Consider the following 19,328-nt stretch of genomic DNA (forward strand, 5'->3'; position numbering starts at 1 on the left):
ATTGTTTTGTACGACCTATAGCAGGGAAACCAGCATGTGCTCAAGCTCTTCGGGCGAGATCTCAACGGGATTGTTGTCCATTCTTCCCTTCGTGTAGGAAAGGGACACGAGGCTGCGGATGCCTTCGACGGTAACACCATATTGGCTCAGCCGGTTCGGCAGCCCGTATAACTTATAAATACTTTGAATGAAGCTGTCTACTTCCTCTGCAGTGGCGGCTCCATATGCATGAAGCAATTTCTCCGGTTCTATTAATGCAGCGAAGTTATGTTTCAATACCGCCGCTAAGGTGATACTGGCAGCGATGCCGTGATCTATGCCGTAAAGCATCGTTAACGGGTAGGATATCGAGTGGCAAGCCGTAGTTCTGGTATTGCTAAAGGCCAATCCTGCGAATACACTTGCCATGGATAATTGCTCTCTCCACTCCAGATTATCGGGCTGTTCGATTAATAGCGGGAGCGTCCCCCGAATTCGTTCGATCGCTTGCAGGGAATACACACGGGTAATTGCGTTGGTATGGACGGACCAATACGCTTCGGTTGCATGACACAGTGCATCCAGCGCAGTAGCAACGCTTAACCGCAGCGGCATCGTAACCGTCAACTCGGGAAGTATCAGCGCAGCGGCCGCGTACAGTCTCACATCCGACACCGAATATTTACTGCCGCACTCTTCGTCCCAGACGGTTGCCCAGCATGTAACCTCAGAGCCCGTTCCCGACGTCGTCGGTATTCCGATCCAAGGGGTGAACTGCGGCATCTCACGGTAACTTTCACCTGTAATCGCCTCACGCACCTCGGCAGCCGTATGAACCATCCTTCGCTGCAAGGCGGACAAAGCTTTGGCTGCATCCATAACGCTGCCCCCGCCAATAGCGATGATAAGCTCAAAGTCGAAAGGCTCGATCTTTTGTTTCAGATTCAAAATATCCGTTACATTGGGATTGTACAGCGTGACTTCAACCAATAACGTTTCTTTCCCGGAAAGAAAGTTCATGACAGGCTGCAAGCATTCGCTCTTCTCAACATCTCCACCCCTCGTTAGAAGCAATACTCGCTCGGCGTCTGCATAGCGGCTTTGCAGCTTATCCGCGAAAGCTTGAGCCGATGGTGCTCCGAAGGAGACAGCTACCGGATTATAAAAGTGATTCATACTAATCTCTCTCCAATCCTGTGCGTTCAAGCTCTTCAATGACATCAGGAAGCTGATCGATGGACCCTATAATGTAGTCAGCGCCCGCGTGTTCGAACGTTCGTCTTGTCTGGTTCATTCGTTCATTAAGTACATCCGGAGGCATGAGATCTACTTCAGCTTCTGTTAACCCAAGCTCGCTGCTGCCCTTAAGAACGGCGACAGTCCATACTCCGGCATTTCTGCCTTCATGAATATCCGATACCGTATCTCCTACCTTGATAACCGATTTCGGAGGATAGATCCCAAGCTCAATCAGGTTCTGGTATATCATATAAGGGTACGGGCGTCCTGCCTTGACTTCATCGGAAGCGATCACGAAGTCTGGGGAGTATCCCTTCCGCTTGGCTTCCGGCAAGATGACCTCCATCATGCTCGAGGTGTACCCGGTTGTCGAACCGATGGCAATCCCTGCCTCACGAAGCTGTCTCACCGTTTCAAAAGCCCCTGGAATCGGATCGGTGTACGTTCTCAACGATTCCATCAAGGTAGCTTCAAAGCGAACATAAAGCCGATCCACATCCTCCTTGACAGCTGCGGTACCGTACTTGGCAATCCAGTCGCCCTTCACTCTGTCCATCTGCAATATCGCGTGAATATGATCCCACTTCAGAAGGCCCATTGGAATTCTGGCTTCCCGAATCGTAATCGGAACTCCTGCTTCTTCAAAGGTTTGAATAAATGCATGCATTGGTGCGAAGCAACCGTAGTCAATAACCGTTCCCGCCCAATCGAAAATAACTGCCTTAATGCGATCCTTTTGCGTCATCGCGATTCCTCAATTCTTGTTGGTTTTGATGGTTCCAATTATAAAATGAAATAACGCAAACAAGCAATACAATTTGCTATATTTTACGTTAAATTAACAATTAAATGCTGTTATGTGCTGTTTTTAAAACTGAGAAAACATAAAAAAACCGCAAGGTATAATTAGCCTGCGGTTTTAATGGAAAATCCCTCTATTAGCCGATGTAAGCTTATTCAAAGGGTATGGGTGCCCGTTCATTGTGAACGATTATTCTTGCGAACGTCTATACGCTATTACAGTCCCTTTGTCCTTATACATTTTTACGATATCTTCATTGATTGTTGAATCCGTGATTATCATATCGATCTGGGACAGAGGAGAAACGTTCATATAGGATACTTTCTCGAATTTGCTTGAATCCGCAACAACGATTTTTTGCCGTGCATTGCCCAGCATCGCTTTGATAATATCGATCTCATGGAGGCGGAAATCGGTCAAGCCTTTGTCCACGGATATGGCATTGATCGAAATAAAGGCCTGATCAATATTGTAGCCGGCTATTTCCACTTCACACTTTTTCCCGTACAACGCATATTCCTGGTGATCGAAGATCCCTCCAGGCACTATGACCGTAAAATTCGGCTTGCTCGAGAAAAAATCAAGGATACGTATCCCGTTCGTAATGATCGTTAATCTTTCGAAGTTTTCGGCAAGCTTCTTGGCAACCTCCAAATTCGTCGTACCGGCGTTTAATGCAATCGCTTGTCCTTCTGACACGTACTCGCACACTAATGACGCGAGTTCTGTCTTCTTTTCTTTATTCTTTATTTCCCTGTAGGTAAAAGCATTGCGGTCGCCAGGGTCCGCTGCAAGGATCGCCCCGCCGTGGACGCGCTTAAGCACCTTCTTGTTCTCCATGGCTTCCAAATCTCTTCTTACCGTATCAATAGAAACGTTCAGAACCTGAACAAGCTCTGTAACCTTTACGGAGTCATTCAGCTTTAGAATCTCAAGTATTTTTTTGTAGCGTTCCTCCTGCAGCACATTCCCACCTGCTTCCACTAGTTCATCCGTTATTTTAATTTTATTATACAAACACGATGCGTCTAGTCAAGGTTGAAGCGGCAAAAAACAGCATATTAACGTAATGTTTATATATTGTATTGGACCGATACATCTCGCTGTGAACGTCGCCAATGAGGTGCCTTTATCCTGCGAGAACGATTCGATCGCTTGATCAGTCCAATTATCTGGCTTTCATTCCGACCCGTCTAACTTTGCTAGTAACTTCAAACTGCACTTCAATATTTTTATACATGACTTGCCAATTTTCCTTTGTCTTTACATGTTCATTCCAAAATCCCGGCTCCAAAGCTCTTACATATTCCCCAAATCCGAAAATATCGGAGCCTTCTTTTTGCGTCTTCTTCACTAACCCGGAATAGGTTTTAAGGAGTGATTTTTGATGCTGTGCCTCAATCTCTTTTAAAATCTGGGATCTATTTGTAAGCAAGCTTTCGCTTAGCTTTTCTTCGAGATTGGTTTCGATAAAAATTTTGACAACAAAATGGGGAAGACCGTCCTTAATTGAGACTTTGAATTTAGATTCGCGATGCGTTGCATAAATCATCACGGTTTTGGACGGCTGATTGTCCAGGCTGATAAAGACACGATAACCGGCAGGATTCATGCCTTTAATCCCCATATAGGCCGCAATCTCAAACGGCTCGGTCGAATCCACCATGATGGAATTTTTGAAATAGGCCAGTCCCTTCAGCTCTACATTTTGCTCTGTCATCAGCTCGATGTACGGCAGAAACGCTTCCTGTCCCTTCTTCGACTCGTTGCTCCAATAAGTGCCGAGGAAGTCGTTCGGAAACTTGCCCTGCTTCACCGAATCGTCCAGAGTCGAAAGCAAATATAGCGTCGGCACCCGCTCCAGTTTGGGTGCTGCTCTCAAGAAAGGCTCTGCATCTCCTTTAGATACGACCATCCAAGCGGTTCTGCGAATTTCCGGATTGCGGCGAAAATAATCGTTGAAGTTCTGTAATCCTTTCCGCGCTATTTTCTCGGATACGACAATGATGCGCAAATGCCCGAAAAACAGTCTGGACGATAATTGCTGCTGCAGGTTCATCAGTGCATCGTCGATCGTATGCCCTACGACTTCGATCACCCATACCGTTTCTGCCGAGCTTTTTCCTGCCGCGCCGCTCTCACCGGGTCCAAGTGGAATTTTGCCGGGCAAGGCAATCTGTACGGCAACCCGAATCATTGCTTTATTAGGAACAGGGAACTTATCGTGAAGGTGGGAAATCTCATTTTCTTCCTTCTCGGCATCAGGCCCTGCTTCATCAATGGATACGCCAAGTACAATAGCGCGGTCCTCAATCTCTTGTCTGTCCCAGCATCCAGTCAGCAGAGGAACGATGATTGACAGGATAATCAGCCATTTAAGACTCCGTACCCCTAGTCTTGTCCCCACTCTGCTCCCTCTTTTCTTTTGGATCATGGCGAATCACCAGAATCTAGGATGGATAAACGTTTAGAAAATAATTATTCCCATTTCATGCCGGGAACAAACGACTCGACCCTACGAATCCTCTCTTTTCCTCAGGCGCCGCTGGATTTTGACATAATTGATCCCAAAAACAAAAAAGCCGCGATTTCCGCGGCTATTCATGATAAAAACTTTTGGACTTCCTTACTGTACCGGTATCAAATGAACCGAAATCAGCTTTAAGCCAAGCCCCTTCTCAGCGTTCAGCTTAACAGGATTAATCTGAAGACTGTAGCCTCCGGCTTGATCTATGTTAATCAATCCGCATTCGGAACGGATTCGGTTGAAGTAAAGCGAACGCGAAGTCACAATTCGTTCCTGCTCCTCCACAACGCAGGACAGCGATTGTCCAGCCGCTTCTATACGCAGCTCATGACCGCCTTCCCATTGGCCGGTTTGCTCACCAATCGCTCCCCGTGCTTTCTCGGCCATACTTATCATTTCAACCTTATATTGGCCAGGGGTAATTACTTTAAAACCCCAGCTCAATGAATCACGGATATCGGTCCAGCCCGTAATCGTACCGGACCGGGATAAGGAGATAGACGAGTCGGGATTGCCTTGATGAACTGCAGCATGGTGCGCTTCCAATACAATATGCCGGTTCGCGCGCTGCATCAAAGTATTGTCCGCAACCGCTTCCCCGACAATTTCCAGAACCAGAACGGATACGGGTGAATCCAAGGCTTGCTGCGGCAGCTGGACTCGCAGGTCATGAGTATTCGTGTCCGAATCATAGGATTGGTCAAAAGTAAGCTGTTCCTCGGGCGATGCCAGCAAGTAAGCTTTATTTACGTGATTCTTCAAGCCGCGGAGCACGAATGATCCCTGGTTAGGCCATTCAAATAAGTGTGCGAACACTTTGCCTGGCTTGACTGTCACGGTTCCCCAATCAAATTCGGTCTCGAACGGGTTCCCCCGGGTACCCCGGACAGCATCCTCATTAATCTTAAGCCAACGCCCTACTTCCTTCAGTATTTCTACGCTAGGCGCAGGGATGATTCCTTCCGCTGTAGGTCCGACGTTCAGAAGATAGGTTCCGCCCTTGCCTATGATGTCGGACAGCAGCTTGATAATCAATTCCGGCGATTTCCATTCGTGGTCATTACTTTTAAAGCCCCAAGTATGATTGAGAGTGGCGCACGTCTCCCAGTCAACAGACAGCGATTTGGCGGGGGTTTCATTGTCGCCTAAGCAAACGTAGTCGCCGTGGCCGTTTCCAACCCGTCCGTTAACGATGCAATCCGGTTGTATGCTCCTGACGAATGCAGCCAAATCTTGACTTTGCTCTTCCGTCATAGTCATCGGAGTATCGAACCAGATCAGACCGACCGGGCCGTATTGGGTAAGCAGCTCTCTAACCTGCGGTTTGACCTTCTCCTCTAGATAGTGCCCGAAGTTCTTCTCTTCAGCATTCGGGAAATCCCAATCATTTCCCACCGCATCTTTTTCATACCAATCCTGGGTCTGTGAATAGTAGAAACACAGCTTCAGCCCTGCTTTGGCGCACTCATCGGCCAGCTCCTTCATAGGGTCGCGTCCGAACGGAGTTGCATCCACGATATTGTATTTGGAAACCTTCGAGTGATACATACAAAAACCGTCATGGTGCTTGGCTGTAATCACGATGTATTTCATGCCGGCTTGTTGAGCAATCTCGACCCATTCCCGGGCATTGAATTGTACCGGGTTAAACTGTTCCGCAAGCTGCTTGTATTCGGATATCGGGATACGGGCACGCTTCATAATCCATTCACCGATACCGTTGACTTCCTTGCCTTGCCACACCCCGGCCGGTACCGCATACAGCCCCCAGTGGATAAACATGCCGAATTTGGCTTCCCGCCACCAAGACATTTTGTTCACAAAAGGAGATGAGCTGGACTCAATCATTTCATTGTTCATAGTTAATGAAACCCCTTTCAATTAATGTTGTTAGGATTATCTTATCCAAAGTGCCGGCCGATTTGAATGTATAATCCTTATCGTTATTTGCACAATCCTAATATGTGTTTGTCCAAAAAATACTTTATGGCATCTTACGAAAAAGAGCCTGCAATCGAAAGGATAACCTTTCAACCACAGGCAGTCTTTTACGAATAAAACTACTTCACGATTACCTTATTCGATAACGGAATCGGCAACGTTCCATCCATGGAGTCGAGTTTGTCAACGATAAACACATGAACTGTATAGGCGTCTGTTTCCGCATCCGGCACATCGAAATGACCCGTCAGACTGCTGCCATTCGCAAGCTCGCTTTCCAGCGCAACATGGGCCACGGGCGTGCTGCCCTTGAGCAGCTGAAAATAGACGACTTCTTCTTCTGCATGGTCTATCGAGCCGGCCGTACGGACAACGTCGACCTTAGCGCTCAAACCTTTCATCCGGTTCAGTCCGCCGTGTGCCGCGACGGTGAACGGTTTATCCACTGCAGCGGCTACCGTTACGGTACGAACAACCGGGTCCGCCGCATTTTGTGCGTTGTCCGTCACGGTATAGATCAGCGTGTATGTTCCCGGAAGCGATGTATCCACGCTGCCGTTCACTTGAATGCGGCTTGTCAGATCGCCGTCCACATTATCCGTCGCTGTTGCGCCTGCATCCGTGTACGTACTGCCAGCCGGAATCTCGACCGCTGCCGGCCCGTTCAGGGTAATTACCGGCTTCACCGTATCCGCCGGAATGGCGGCAAGGCCGGACACCTGTAAGTCATCGATGCGTGCCGCCTGATTCGCCACACGGATCCCCGCCTTACCTTGCGTCAGCGCCGGTGGATTCGTCGGGAATAGTGTTCCGCTATCCACTTCGTCATAGATCAGACTATCGTCCACATAGCCCTTGATCCGGTTGCCGTCGACGACGAGACGCAGCTGATACCAGTTGCCGACTACATACGGGTAAGGGATTTTTTTGCTGTCCAGCTCGCGGAGCGTCCCGTTCACGACACGGCCAAGGACGATGTACCCTGTGCTTCCGCCGGGCAATCCGTTCGTGCCGTTATGAATGCGCAGCATGTAAAAGTTTTTGGCGTCGTCGGACGCGCGCGCAATTATGCCCGGCAGCGACGGGCTGGCCTGCGCCTTCACTCTGGCCCGTACATCGTAGTTGGACCATCCGCTTTGACCAACCGTAAAAGCCATGCTTGCCGTCGTATACTTCTCCAGCACCTTGCCCCGATCTTCATCCGCGACGCGCAAATGTGAAGCCGCGCCATTCGGTACGGCGCCGTTATTCCAGCCGGTCGCTTCGTCCTGATTATATGCCCCGTTCTCAAAATTCTCTTCGTACAGCACCGTTCCGGCAGCCGTCTCCGGATTCGCCAGGATATTCAGCTTGTATTCCGCCGCCGTACCGGCTTCGGAGGTAACTTTTACGGTCGCAGTACCCGATCCGTTTACCAAGACAGCATCGGTGATTTGTACCGTCGCCACATTGCTTGCCGTCGGGATCGCCTCCACCACCTTGACATAAGCCGTACGGGAAGGTACGCGAATCGTATATTCGGTTTGATTCGGAACCAGGGCAATGCTCGTTTCGGGTAATTGTCGGCCCGGCGCCGTCAGCGGATCGGAGATGACCGACAGCCTTAGGCTGCTAAGCGACGTATCGGCGCTGGCGGTGCGCAGGTTGATCTTGTAGTAATTCGCCCCGTTGCCCTCGCTCGACAGAGCGGCTACCGTGTACGGCTTCTCTTGGCCTACCGCGTCGAACGTTACCTGCCCGGATGCCGGAGACGCCAAGGCATTGGCCGTACCATAGACCGACGCCGTCACAGTTACTGCGCTGCTCGTCGAAGGCACAAGCACGGTATAGTTGTTCAAGAGCGGATGGAAGCCCTCGATGGACATGCCGTTCACCTTAATATCGCCAAGCAGCGGAACAATAGGGTACACCTTCACGTCGTCGAAGCCGGCGATGGATTCATGGCTCCGAAGTCCGAATTTGCCGGAAGTCCGGCTGGCATCCGTAAGCTCTATAACCTGAACGCCGTCGATAGAAGCCCGAAGCGTCGTCCCGACAGCCTCCAAATTCAGCTTATACCAACGATTCGATTGAATCGGTTCAGCCAAATCCCCCGTCTTAAGCACGGTTGTCGTTCCATTGACGCGCTTCTCCAGCACCGCCTGATGCGTGGAGCCGCTGCGTTGCAGCTTGAAGTAATACAGGTTGTTGTAATCGGTCGCTCGGGCGATAAGGCCCATTTGGACGTTTCCGCTGTCCGAGGTCTTAACTCGTGCTTCGATTCCGTAATCCTTTAGATTGTCGCCAAATAACGCAAAGCTCGGTGTTGTGCCATATACGTCCGTCGGCTGAACGTAAGCGGTATGATAGACGCTATCGCTCACGGTGGTCCATGGGGTGGATTTCGAACCGAAGCCAACCGTCGTCCATGCCGCCATCGCATTCGTTTCCTCGGCGGTGTCAAAGCCGTTTTTATACAGCGCTTCGGCAAAAATCTTAACATCGTTAATGGATAGCGGGCCATCGAACGTGGAGCCTGTCACCGTCAGCTTCACATACCGCGCCTTGGTCTGGAACCACTCCAGACTATTCCCCATCGAGGCTATGGAAGCCGGATGGGTTCTGTCCGCTGCGGTATGATACGCCGTTCCGTCCAAGCTCGTCGCGATGGCGTAGCTGTAGCCTCTCGACGCACTGTTTGTCCAGTCGATTTGCATCCCCGCCAGCTCATAGGGCCTGCCTAGATCGATTTGTATCGTTTGAGGATAGCTGCCGTTTGCTGCCACAGCAGCTGTCAGGCTGTTGCCGTCCACCAGCGCCGCCGTATTCGACATTCCGGTTGCGGAGGTGACCGGCTTGCCGGCGGACACAATGTTTTGAATGCTCGGATCAACCGCCTCGAGCTCTATCAGCATCACCGAATTCTTATCCAGCGTGGCGCTAAGCGTCAGGTTGTCCGCCGTGTTCGCTAAGGTTTCATCGACTAGTTGGAGCTCGTCTATTTTGTTGTAAGCGTAATTGCTGTGGGTCTCGTCGACCAAATACTTTTTGATCCGGACACTCTTTCCTTCAAAGCCAGGCGGTAAATGCTTCACGCTGAGGCTGATGTTGGACGATGCGGCCCTATCTCCCTGCTTGTTCCACACCATCATCGTCGCTTTGGAATCGCTGTTCTTCGTCGCCAGCATCCGCGTCCCATAGATGTCGCCGCTGCCGCCGGTTGCTTTCACCCGGGTATCCCCTAGCCGGGCGAACATCCTCATGGTGTTGAAATACGGGGTGAAAAAGGTGCGGCCGAGCACCTCGTAATATTTCAGCTTATCGCTAGTGCCTATGAGCTGGAAGGTGTTGATATCGGCGTTGCCCCACTTGATATCGACCCTGGCAATCCCCGGGGCCGACGGCCCCAAATCGAATTTGAGCCAGGTCCAGTAATCGGCTTGGGTAAACTGCGTCGCATCGTCACCGTCCGTAACCGCCGCAATGTTCGGATCGTTCGCCGGATTCGGAATCGGTATCGGGTTGTTGCCGCTGTCAAAAAAACGAATTTCTTTGATTTTCATCGGCTTGGAAGACGATGCCGACTCCCTCCACCCACGCAGGTTCAAATATTGTAAAGCTCTGGGAGCCGGGTTCAAAAACGTCTGCCAATTCTTTGTATCTCCGCTGCTTAAAGCATAGTCGACATCGAACTGGTTCTTGAAATATGCATTCAGCGTATGGACCGCCACCCAGTTCATCGGGATGTCCGTGCCTCCGCGGGCATAATAGTATGCCGAGTCCGTCATAAACGCCGCTTGCTTCGCCAGCCCGACGTTGTTCGTCGGATCGCTTAAGCCCCCGCCGCCCTTCCAGCCGTATTCGCTAACAATGGTCGTAGCATTAGGATAAAACTTGTGCAGGTAGCTTTTCATCTCAATCTCCTGCGTTTCGTTCATCCGCACGTCTTCCTGGTACCGGTGCCATGACACGAAATCGACTTGATAGCCGGCATTGTAAGCGAGATCGACGAACTGCTTCTGCTTCTCGAAGTTGTAGCCGGACAATACAGGCCCGCCTACTTTCAGCGGCTGCCCGGCCAAACCCTGCGTATTCACCCATTTTACGGCTTCGGACATGCCCTGATACATACGCATGTAGCCGGGAATGTCGTCCTTCACATGGCCGTAATAAGCAGGCTCCAGGTTCGGCTCATTACCTACCTCGATGTATTCGATCTTCGGATTTTTCTCCTTCAGCGTATAGATGATTTTCTTCATCGCCTTGTCGAATTCAGGCCAGTTCATCGAGGTCTCGCCGGCGAGAACACGGTTTCTCTGCGGATTCGCGTCACCGCCATACGAATAAGCAAGAGAAAGGAGAATGGCATCGGCGAATTGGGACATGAAATCGTACGTTTCCTTGCGGCCATGCTGCAAATCCGGGTTCGTCGCGTTGCGCGGGTCGTCGATGGAATATGCCAAATAATCGCTGTTGGCTTCATCTTTATTGTAGTACCAATTGATTTTTACAAAATCTCTTACGACCTTGGTCCGGATCCCCTTCAGCTCATCGACGACATGAACCGGCAGCGGCGTGTAGTTCGTATTGTTGAACTGCTCTGTGCGGACAAGCGGCCCTTCGTTTACGGCATAATCCGCCTCCAGATTCACGGGGGCGGCATGAGCGGTTCCAGAGGTGAAGCCTGCCACGGCCGATACCAGCAAAGCACCGGCCGCAAGCACGGTGCATGACCGTTTCAACAATTGCCGCAGCTTGTTTGATGTTCCAAAAGCCATCGTTACATCCCTCCTGCGATGTGTTGTACTATGCGGTACAGCATTACGGCCGTTTCCGCACGGCTGGTGCTGTCCTGCGGATGAAGCGAGCCTCCGCTGCCCTCGATCAAGCCCTCGCGGATCAACGCCGCAACACTGGATGCGGCATAGTCCGCCACCTGCGAGGAGTCTGCGAAGGCCTGCAGCTCGCTGCGAGCGTCGGTGCCGCTGCTTTCGGCAAACAGGCCGGCTGTGTGCAGCGCCCGCACTGTAAGCGTCATCATTTCCTGTCTGGAAATGGGGCGCTCCGGCTGGAAGCGATTGTCGCCGGCTCCGTCGCTAATGCCGAGGACTCGAGCTGTGCCGAGCGCCTCGTAATAATATGCTTCGGGCCGCACGTCATCGAAGCTGTCCTTGAAGGGCGCCTGCAACTCCAGCGTGCGAACTAGCAGCAGCACGAAATCGGCGCGCTTGATAGGGGCTTCCGGAGCGAACGTAGCCGGCGCAACGCCCATCAGGATGCCCTTGGCCGCGAGCGCCCGAATCGGCTTCTCGGCCCAAGCGTAGCCCGTCAGATCGGTGAACGTTTTCGTCACATGAACGACGGCGTAATGACCGGGAAGAGCCGCCCGGAAGATCACTTTGCCGCTAGCTCTGTCATAATGTCCGCTCGGTACCGGAGACGGTTGGCCTGAACGATCGATAGACCAAACCGTGATTCCATCGGGATCGGCCAGCTCTGCTGCCGACGGCGTATAAGGAATAGCGACGACCGGCGCTTCGCGATTCGGCCAATCGACCGCTTTCCCATCCAGCGACGTCTGAACCAGAATTGCCGGACGTGTACCAATGGCTGCAGCCGCCTCTGGGGAAAGCGCATTCATTTGTGCTTGCCCTATCGTTATAGAAACGGTCTGAGCACCTGCTGTCTCGCTCTGGCGGAACAGGCTGCCCTGTACCGTCACACCGGCAAATTCGGTACGCAGCTCAATCTGCAGGCCCTTGATCTTTTCAACCAGGACGCCAGCGGGCAAATGAAAGGTATAAGCCTTCGCCCCGTCCATAGGTACAGCCTCGATGCGCAGCCTTAAGGCTCCTGCTTGGAGCTGGGCAATAGCTTGGTCAATGGCCTCCTGCGTGACGGCCACCTGAACCGCTCCCGCTGCATCCGGCGGCCCTTGCGGCTGCAGCAGGAGGGCAACCGAGCCGTCCTGCTGCGGTTCCGGTTTCACCGGTGTAGGTATGGTCACGCTGCTTCGGTTGCGGCCGCTTCCCTCCGAAGGCCGGTCTCCCGGCGTTCCGGTATCGTTTCGCGTCACCTGAAACGTAAGCTGTCCCGACACGCTGCCATTGCCCACCTTGAGCGTATACACACCGCTGACGGCATCCGCAGGAATCGTGTAAGCATAGCCTTGCTCCAGCTCGCCTCGGGTTATTGCCAGCTCCTTGAGCAGCGTCCCGTCCGGAGCGAACAGCCTCCACAGAAGTACAAGCTGATTCGTCGTGCCTTGAATCCGTATCGTCCTCCCTGCTTCGACCGCGCCGATCGGGATTAATTCTAATGCAGGCTGCGGTTGCGGCTCTGGCCCCGGCCCCGGCTCGCCGCCATGATCCCCGGCGACCACCTCGAAAGCCATCACGGCGGCCTCGCTGCCTACTCCCGCCTTCACCGTGTAGATGCCTACCGGAGCATCAGCGGGAAGCGTGAGCGTTTTTCCGATCTGAAACTGCTCCTTCGTAAGCTGATCCATTTCCAGAATCGATTGATTCGCCCTCAGGACCTGAACGATCAATTCGGGCAAGTCTGTTGTTCCTTGAATGATGAAGGCTTCGCCTTGCTTTTGCTCGCCGATCGCTGCCAGCACAGTACCTGACGGCTCTGCATAGGCAGAGCCTGCCGAGGCCAGCAGGATGAGAACAAGCAGCAAATAGGCGAGTCTAGTTCTGCCTCTCCTCACATATAACCCTCCTTTTCACATAGAAATAATAGGTTATTTAATTGTGATGTGGCTGCAGCCAGCATACCGGCCGCACCAGGCGATAAATGATCGCCTGAAGCTAGCCTGCTGCATGACTAAGCCTTCCCCCGGAATTGGCCCGGGGTCATGCCCTCCATTTTGCGGAAGTATCGGATAAAATTGGCCGGGTTGTTATACTTCAGCTTCCCGGCGATATCCGTAACCGTCATATCGGTCTCTCTCAGCCAGCGCTTGGCGACGTCCAGCCGGTACTGGGCCAAATAATCCACATAATTGATGCCGGTTTCCTGACGAAACACCCGGCTAATATATTGCGGATGGTAATTGATCCGGGCGGCGCATTTCTCCAGCGTCAAATCGGTATCGAACTCTTCGGCGATCAGCCGCTTGACCTCCTCGGAAATCGTACGGAACTGCTTCTCCCGCCGCTGCTCCAGCAGTGTGATGCCCGGTTCGACGAGCTGACCGCTGAACCACGCCTCGATATCGCGTACCGTGTGCAGCTGAAGCAGCTCGTCGAACAGCGGCCGTTCATTGCGGGTAAGCGAGTAGATCGAGATGCCCGCATCTTGCAGGAGTCGGACCAATTCCACGAACAGCCGGACTAACGACAGCTGGAAGTCGTTCGGATGACCACCCGGGCTGGATACGCTCTCCATAAATCCCGTTAATGCTTCCCCAGCCCGTTCCCGATCCAACGACTGAATCGCATCCAGCAGCTGGGCCGCCGCTTCCTTCGGATACGCCGGCTCGCTGCTTTTGCCAGGCAGCACGTCCTCGATGAATAAGACGGCCTCCCGTCCGAGCTGCAGCCGGTATTTCAAAGCGGCCGCACATTCCTCATAGCCTTGCTCCGCTCCGGTCCAATCCTCGAAGCCTCGGCTGATACCTACGCTAGCCTCGATGGACATGTACCGTTTCACCGCATCTTGAATCGACACGGCTGCGCGGTACAGCCGCTCCTTGAACGCATCGTCCGTCCCCGACGGCATCCCGGCGATCAGAACAACCGCGTCCCGGTAAATAATCGGGACGAGACGTTCCTCTTCCGGGACGAGCTCGGAGACAATGTTGCTCATCGCATACAACAGCAAGTCGCGGTCCTTCTCCTCGAACCGGCTCTCCTCCAGATCATCGATCTGGAACAGGAGCACCCGCTTCTTCTCCCAATCGTGTGTATGTCCGTAATAATGAAGCCTCTCCTGCAGCGCCGCGGACTTCTCCTCGCCCATCAGCATTTTACGGACAAGCAGCTCCGTCATATGCTCCTGCTGGCCTTCCAGCTGAAACTGCAGCTTCGATTGATTGGACAGCAGCGATTGAATCCCGTCGGCAATCACGCCGAATTCGTCTTTTCCTTCCCGGGTCGCCCGGTTGTCTGCAAGAACGCGGTAAATGCGGCGGACCGGGCTGTACACTCTGCGTGTGCCGAGAACAGCGATGAGCACCGAGATGCCTAGCGCGAGAATGCTGACCCAGAGCGATGTCCAAGCGATGCTTTGCGCCTGCTCCGTCATTTCGTGAATCGGCAGGACCGCTATATATACCCAGCCGTTATATGGGGATTTACGATAGGAGACGGACATGTCCTCGTCTCCGATGGCGGACTGCAGCAATCCTGTAGGCTCGCCTGAGTCTGCAATGGAACGAATGAAATGTTCCTGCGACACGTCCTTGCCCACCCAGGAGTCGTCGCTATGAGCTATGATGCGGCTGTTCTCGTCGACGATGATGACTTGCCCGTTGCTGTCCTCAAGATCGATAAAATGGTTTGCCTCCTTGGCGGACAGCATGACGGCCATCATTCCTCGCGGATGCAAGGAATTGATGGGCCACTTTTTTACTATCATGATCGTCTGTTTGCCGGCCGCCGTCAGCGGTTCCTGATCGGTATTGTACTGCCCGGTCAGATCCATGCTGACCCACCGGGAGCCTTGCGGCATGGCGGCAAACTCGTTCAACAGCCCCTTCATCCCGGGCTGGCTGTGCTCGTCGATACCGGAGTTGCTGATGATCCAATCCTTTTCCAAGCTGTACAAGAGGACGTCCTTGATTCCGAGCTCGAACGTTTGGATACCGATAAGACTGTCATAGACATCGGTAATCATCTCCGAATCCGCTGCTGTAAGCCGCTTGCCGATGGCAGCCGTGACAAGAGGCGTATTCAGCAGCTGGGAGGCGGAATAATCGATCGTCTTCAACGTCTGCTCCACCCGAAGCTGCGTCTGCCGCAATATTTGCGCGTTGCTTTCGTTTACCTTATCCAGCACCGTATGGGAAGAATAGTTATACGAATACCAACCCAGGATGAGAACTGGAAAAGCCCCCACTGCAAGCGTCAGCAGTATCAATTTGCGGAAATAGGAATGTGTCCTCATGCCTGATGTTTTCTCCTTCGGAACGCCCGTGTGCTATGGCTTTCATGCCCTAAGTATAGCAAAAAAGATATCTGCACCGTGGGGTAAAATCACAGACCTTTTCGCCATACAGCTTTGCCGGTCGGGAATGTTTATTTCTTGGCGCTTTTGTTATATTCGGCGGTGTACTCCTCCATGATCTTGCTGCCGCCGTTCTGCTTCCACTGCTCCACCGCTTTGTTCCAGCCGTTCTCGTCAATGGAGCCCATAATAAACTTCGTGCGAGCATCATCGATCAGTTTATCCAGCTCTTTGCCCTTCTCGCTATAGGTAGCAGAGATATAAGCGTTCACCGGATTTTCAATCGCCCGTTTCGCGTTCTCCTGCCACATCTTGTCACGCAGGTGCACAAGCGGGGAACCGAAAGTCGTGACCTGGTCTCTCAGCACCGCCAGCTGGGAGGAATCGCCCATGCCGTATTCGACCAGCATTTTGGGATCGGCCGTCTTCTTATATTCACCGTTCTCCACCGTGTATTGGCGGCCTTCGATGCCGTTGTACAGCATGTTCTGCATGTCTTTATCCGACAGCTTGTCGAAATAGTTCAGGATCGCCTTCACCTCGGCTTCCGTCTTGACCGACGTCTTCGGAATCATGAAGATCCCGTAAGAGCCCGTCCCGGCTATGCTGCGCAAGCCCTTCGGCCCCTCCAGCGCACCGACCAGCGTCAGCTCGGCCTTCGGATCGACCTTCTTCGCCTGCTCCTCGATGCCGTTGGCGTCATTCAGATTGGCGACCCAAGCGCCCGCCGTCCCTTTATTCATCACCTGACGTCCGTCCTTCACCACAGCGAAATCCAGGTTCATCAGCTTCTCGTCGTACAGCTTTTTATAGAACTTCATCGTTTCCAAGTAAGCCGGGGACAGGTGGGCCGGACTCAGCTTGCCGTCCTTCACCTCCCAGTCGGCAGGGCCTCCGTGCCACGCCAGCATGGTTCTCCAGCCTGCAGGCTCCTGCTGCTCGACAAGCCCGATGGTATCGTTTTTGCCGTTTTTGTCCGGATCGTTATTCGTAAACGCCTTCAAAACGTTGTAGAACTCATCGATCGTCTTCGGCTCCTTCAAGCCGAGATTGCTAAGCCAATCCTTGCGAAGCGTCAGCCCGTCCCGCGCCAGATCACGCTCGCGGAATATCCCGTACACTTTGCCGTCAATGGAGATGGCGTTCAAAGCGATCGGATTCATGCGGCTTAAATTTTTGTAATCCTTCAGATAGGGTCCGAGCTCCCAAAACATCCCGGATCGTACGGAGTTAACGATGAACGGCGCTTTCTGATTCAATACCGTGATAACGCTCGGGAGCTCGCCGGAGGCTACGGTAGCGCTCAGTTTATCCGAATAGGTAGCGGACGGCACCCAGTTGAGCTTCAGCTCGGTGTTCGTTGCCGATTGAATTTTTTTGAAAATTTCTCCGTCGGTCGACATCGGCTCCGGGTTGAAGCTTGGCAGCATAATCGACATTTTATACGGTGCAGCTGCCTTGGAAGCATCGCTGGCTGCAGCCGGCTGTCCTCCCCCATCGGTGCTCTTGGTGCCCCCGCAGCCAGCGGCAGCACCTGCCGTTAGCGTCAGCACGGACGCCATAAGCATAGATTTGTGTAATCGTTGTTTCATTGAAACTTCCTCCCCTTATTTCATCATATAGATATCGGCAAACGGAGTAAACCGTTTATCCTTTGACGGAACCTAACAGTACGCCTTTGGCAAAGTGCTTTTGCAAGAACGGGTAGACCAAGAGAATCGGCAGCGTCGAGACGACAATGACCGCCATTTTGATGCTTTGCTCCGGCGGCTGAACGAAGTCCGAAGCGAGCGAGGTAGAATCTCCCAGCCCTCCGCCGTCCGCCATGATGACGATCTGGCGCAGCAGCACTTGAATCGGCCACTTGGCCGCATCATTGATGTACAGCACCGCGCTGAAAAACGTATTCCAATGGCCCACTGCATAAAACAGTGAAAACGTGGCGATCGCCGGCAGCGACAACGGAATGACGATCCGAAACAGGATACCGAGATCGTTGCAGCCGTCTATTTTGGCCGATTCCTCGAGACCGTCCGGCAGCTGCTGAAAAAAATTGCGCAGAATAATCAGATTGAAGGCGCTGATCGCGCCGGGTATAAGCAGCGACCAGAAGGTGTCGATCATGCCCAGCTGCTTGACGACGAGGAACGTCGGGATCATCCCTCCACTGAACAGCATCGTAAAGATAACCGCCATCTGAATCGGCGTCCGGTAATCCAGATCTTTGCGTGCCAACGGATAGGCCATCAGGCAGGTCATGAAAATATTGATGAACGTCCCGGCCAGCGTGATATAGACGGTGATTCCCAAGCTTTTGAGCAGCGTTCCGGTAGAAAAAATGTATTCGTAGGAGCTTAGCGTAAACTCGGTCGGAAACAGGATGAACCCCCTCTCCAGAAGCTCCTTCTGGGTCGCGAACGACCCGGCAATAATATAGATGAATGGAATGAATGTAATAAGAGCAAACAAAACCAAGACGATGATATTCACCGTATCGAACAACCGGCTGCCGAGGTTACGGTCTTTAACCATGCCTACCCTTCCTCTCCATGTGTTTAGACGACCCCTTCCTCACCCATTTTTTTGGCGATATAATTAGAGGCTGCGACCAGCACCAGACCGACGATGGATTTGAATAAGCCGACAGCCGTGCTGTAGCTGTACTGCCCCTCCGTGATGCCCGTCGAGTACACGTACGTATCAAATACCTCGCCGATGTCGCGGTTCATCGCGTTAAGCATCAGCCATATTTGCTCGAAGCCGGTGTCGAGAAAGTTTCCCAACCGCAAAATGAGCAAAATGACAATCGTGGAACGGATCGCAGGCACCGTAATGTGACGCAGCTGCTGAAACCGATTCGCCCCGTCGATCCGGGCCGCTTCATATAACTGCGGGTCTACGCCGGCCAGCGCCGCAAGGAAAATGATCGTGCCCCAGCCGGTCTCCTTCCATATCACCTCCGCGGTGATAAACGTCCGGAACCAGTCCGCGCTTAGCAGAAAGTTGATTTTGTCGAATCCAAGCGACTCCAACGCTTCATTAACCAAGCCGCCTTCGGTTGTAAAGAACAGGTATACGATCGATACGATTACAACCCATGACATGAAGTGGGGAATGTACACGACGGTCTGAATCATCCGTTTGAACAGCTCGAGGCGCAGCTCGTTCAGCATCAACGCGATTACAATAGGCAGCGGGAAGAAAAAGACGATATTGTAGATCGCGAGCACGAAGGTGTTTTTGAGCAATTTCCAAAAGAGCGGGTCTCCGAAAAACCGGTCGAAATGCTTCATCCCGACCCATTCGCTATCCCAGAAACCGAGAAACGGCTGATAATTTTTGAAAGCGATCAATACCCCGTACATCGGAATGTATTTGAAAACAAGAAAATAAAGGATGCCGGGAAGCAGCATCAGGTAAAGCCAGCGATTCCGCAGCATGCGCCGTATGCGCTGCCGGCGGTACAGCATATCGCCAGGTACATTGACGGCCGCTGCGGCCGATTCCGTGGTCATAACGCTCCTTCCTTTCTCTCAATGAATATGCCGTGGATGGTCTCCACAAACTGCAGAGTTGATTCACCGGTGAACCTATTCTGGCTGTCACTTCTGCATCATAGGGTAAGGCTTTCATTGCCGTCCATAGTCATTCCGGCACGTAATTGCAAAGACACGAAAAAAGCCTTGC

General features: G+C 52.5%; 11 protein-coding genes. All 11 read right to left on the reverse strand.

Annotated elements, in window-relative coordinates:
* Positions 1 to 15 precede the first annotated feature (15 nt).
* The gene (locus tag ACFQ88_RS31630) at positions 16 to 1,155 is read right to left on the reverse strand and encodes a phosphonoacetaldehyde reductase (RefSeq protein WP_379460752.1); all 1,140 of its coding nucleotides are present in this window, start codon (positions 1,153 to 1,155) and stop codon (positions 16 to 18) included.
* Between the two features lies 1 nt (position 1,156).
* Complete coding sequence (phnX, locus tag ACFQ88_RS31635) at positions 1,157 to 1,963, reverse strand: phosphonoacetaldehyde hydrolase (RefSeq protein ID WP_379460754.1); 807 nt, start codon at positions 1,961 to 1,963, stop codon at positions 1,157 to 1,159.
* 246 nt (positions 1,964 to 2,209) lie between these two features.
* The gene (locus tag ACFQ88_RS31640) at positions 2,210 to 3,004 is read right to left on the reverse strand and encodes a DeoR/GlpR family DNA-binding transcription regulator (protein WP_379460756.1); all 795 of its coding nucleotides are present in this window, start codon (positions 3,002 to 3,004) and stop codon (positions 2,210 to 2,212) included.
* Between the two features lie 184 nt (positions 3,005 to 3,188).
* The gene (locus tag ACFQ88_RS31645) at positions 3,189 to 4,427 is read right to left on the reverse strand and encodes a Ger(x)C family spore germination protein (RefSeq protein WP_379460758.1); all 1,239 of its coding nucleotides are present in this window, start codon (positions 4,425 to 4,427) and stop codon (positions 3,189 to 3,191) included.
* A 219-nt stretch (positions 4,428 to 4,646) separates the two neighbouring features.
* Positions 4,647 to 6,407, reverse strand: a complete 1,761-nt coding sequence (locus tag ACFQ88_RS31650; RefSeq protein ID WP_379460760.1) for an alpha-L-fucosidase — start codon at positions 6,405 to 6,407, stop codon at positions 4,647 to 4,649.
* A 200-nt stretch (positions 6,408 to 6,607) separates the two neighbouring features.
* Positions 6,608 to 11,245 (reverse strand): immunoglobulin-like domain-containing protein, encoded by a 4,638-nt coding sequence (locus ACFQ88_RS31655; protein WP_379460762.1) that lies wholly within the window; start codon positions 11,243 to 11,245, stop codon positions 6,608 to 6,610.
* Positions 11,246 to 11,247: 2 nt separating this feature from the next.
* On the reverse strand, positions 11,248 to 13,182 hold the full coding sequence (locus ACFQ88_RS31660; RefSeq protein WP_379460764.1) for an S-layer homology domain-containing protein: 1,935 nt from the start codon (positions 13,180 to 13,182) through the stop codon (positions 11,248 to 11,250).
* A gap of 116 nt (positions 13,183 to 13,298) precedes the next feature.
* Positions 13,299 to 15,581, reverse strand: coding sequence for a helix-turn-helix domain-containing protein (locus ACFQ88_RS31665; protein ID WP_379460766.1), 2,283 nt, complete (start codon positions 15,579 to 15,581; stop codon positions 13,299 to 13,301).
* A gap of 131 nt (positions 15,582 to 15,712) precedes the next feature.
* Positions 15,713 to 17,233 (reverse strand): extracellular solute-binding protein, encoded by a 1,521-nt coding sequence (locus tag ACFQ88_RS31670; RefSeq protein ID WP_379460768.1) that lies wholly within the window; start codon positions 17,231 to 17,233, stop codon positions 15,713 to 15,715.
* Positions 17,234 to 17,288: 55 nt separating this feature from the next.
* Positions 17,289 to 18,173 carry a carbohydrate ABC transporter permease gene (locus tag ACFQ88_RS31675; protein WP_239633963.1) on the reverse strand — a complete coding sequence of 295 codons (885 nt, stop codon included), beginning with the start codon at positions 18,171 to 18,173 and terminating at the stop codon, positions 17,289 to 17,291.
* 23 nt (positions 18,174 to 18,196) lie between these two features.
* A complete protein-coding gene (locus tag ACFQ88_RS31680) occupies positions 18,197 to 19,111 on the reverse strand; it encodes an ABC transporter permease (RefSeq protein WP_379460942.1) in 915 nt (304 codons plus the stop codon).
* Between the last annotated feature and the right edge of the window lie 217 nt (positions 19,112 to 19,328).

The organism is Paenibacillus sp. NPDC056579 (genome assembly GCF_042793215.1).
Classification (GTDB): domain Bacteria; phylum Bacillota; class Bacilli; order Paenibacillales; family NBRC-103111; genus Paenibacillus_S.

What these genes read in the sequence shown, in the direction of transcription:
- ACFQ88_RS31665 (WP_379460766.1), bottom strand. Translation starts at nt 15,581, where the DNA reads ATGAGGACACATTCCTATTTCCGCAAATTGATACTGCTGACGCTTGCA.
- ACFQ88_RS31680 (WP_379460942.1), bottom strand. Translation starts at nt 19,111, where the DNA reads ATGCTGTACCGCCGGCAGCGCATACGGCGCATGCTGCGGAATCGCTGG.
- ACFQ88_RS31675 (WP_239633963.1), bottom strand. Translation starts at nt 18,173, where the DNA reads ATGGTTAAAGACCGTAACCTCGGCAGCCGGTTGTTCGATACGGTGAAT.
- phnX (WP_379460754.1), bottom strand. Translation starts at nt 1,963, where the DNA reads ATGACGCAAAAGGATCGCATTAAGGCAGTTATTTTCGATTGGGCGGGA.
- ACFQ88_RS31655 (WP_379460762.1), bottom strand. Translation starts at nt 11,245, where the DNA reads ATGGCTTTTGGAACATCAAACAAGCTGCGGCAATTGTTGAAACGGTCA.
- ACFQ88_RS31650 (WP_379460760.1), bottom strand. Translation starts at nt 6,407, where the DNA reads ATGAACAATGAAATGATTGAGTCCAGCTCATCTCCTTTTGTGAACAAA.
- ACFQ88_RS31670 (WP_379460768.1), bottom strand. Translation starts at nt 17,233, where the DNA reads ATGAAACAACGATTACACAAATCTATGCTTATGGCGTCCGTGCTGACG.
- ACFQ88_RS31630 (WP_379460752.1), bottom strand. Translation starts at nt 1,155, where the DNA reads ATGAATCACTTTTATAATCCGGTAGCTGTCTCCTTCGGAGCACCATCG.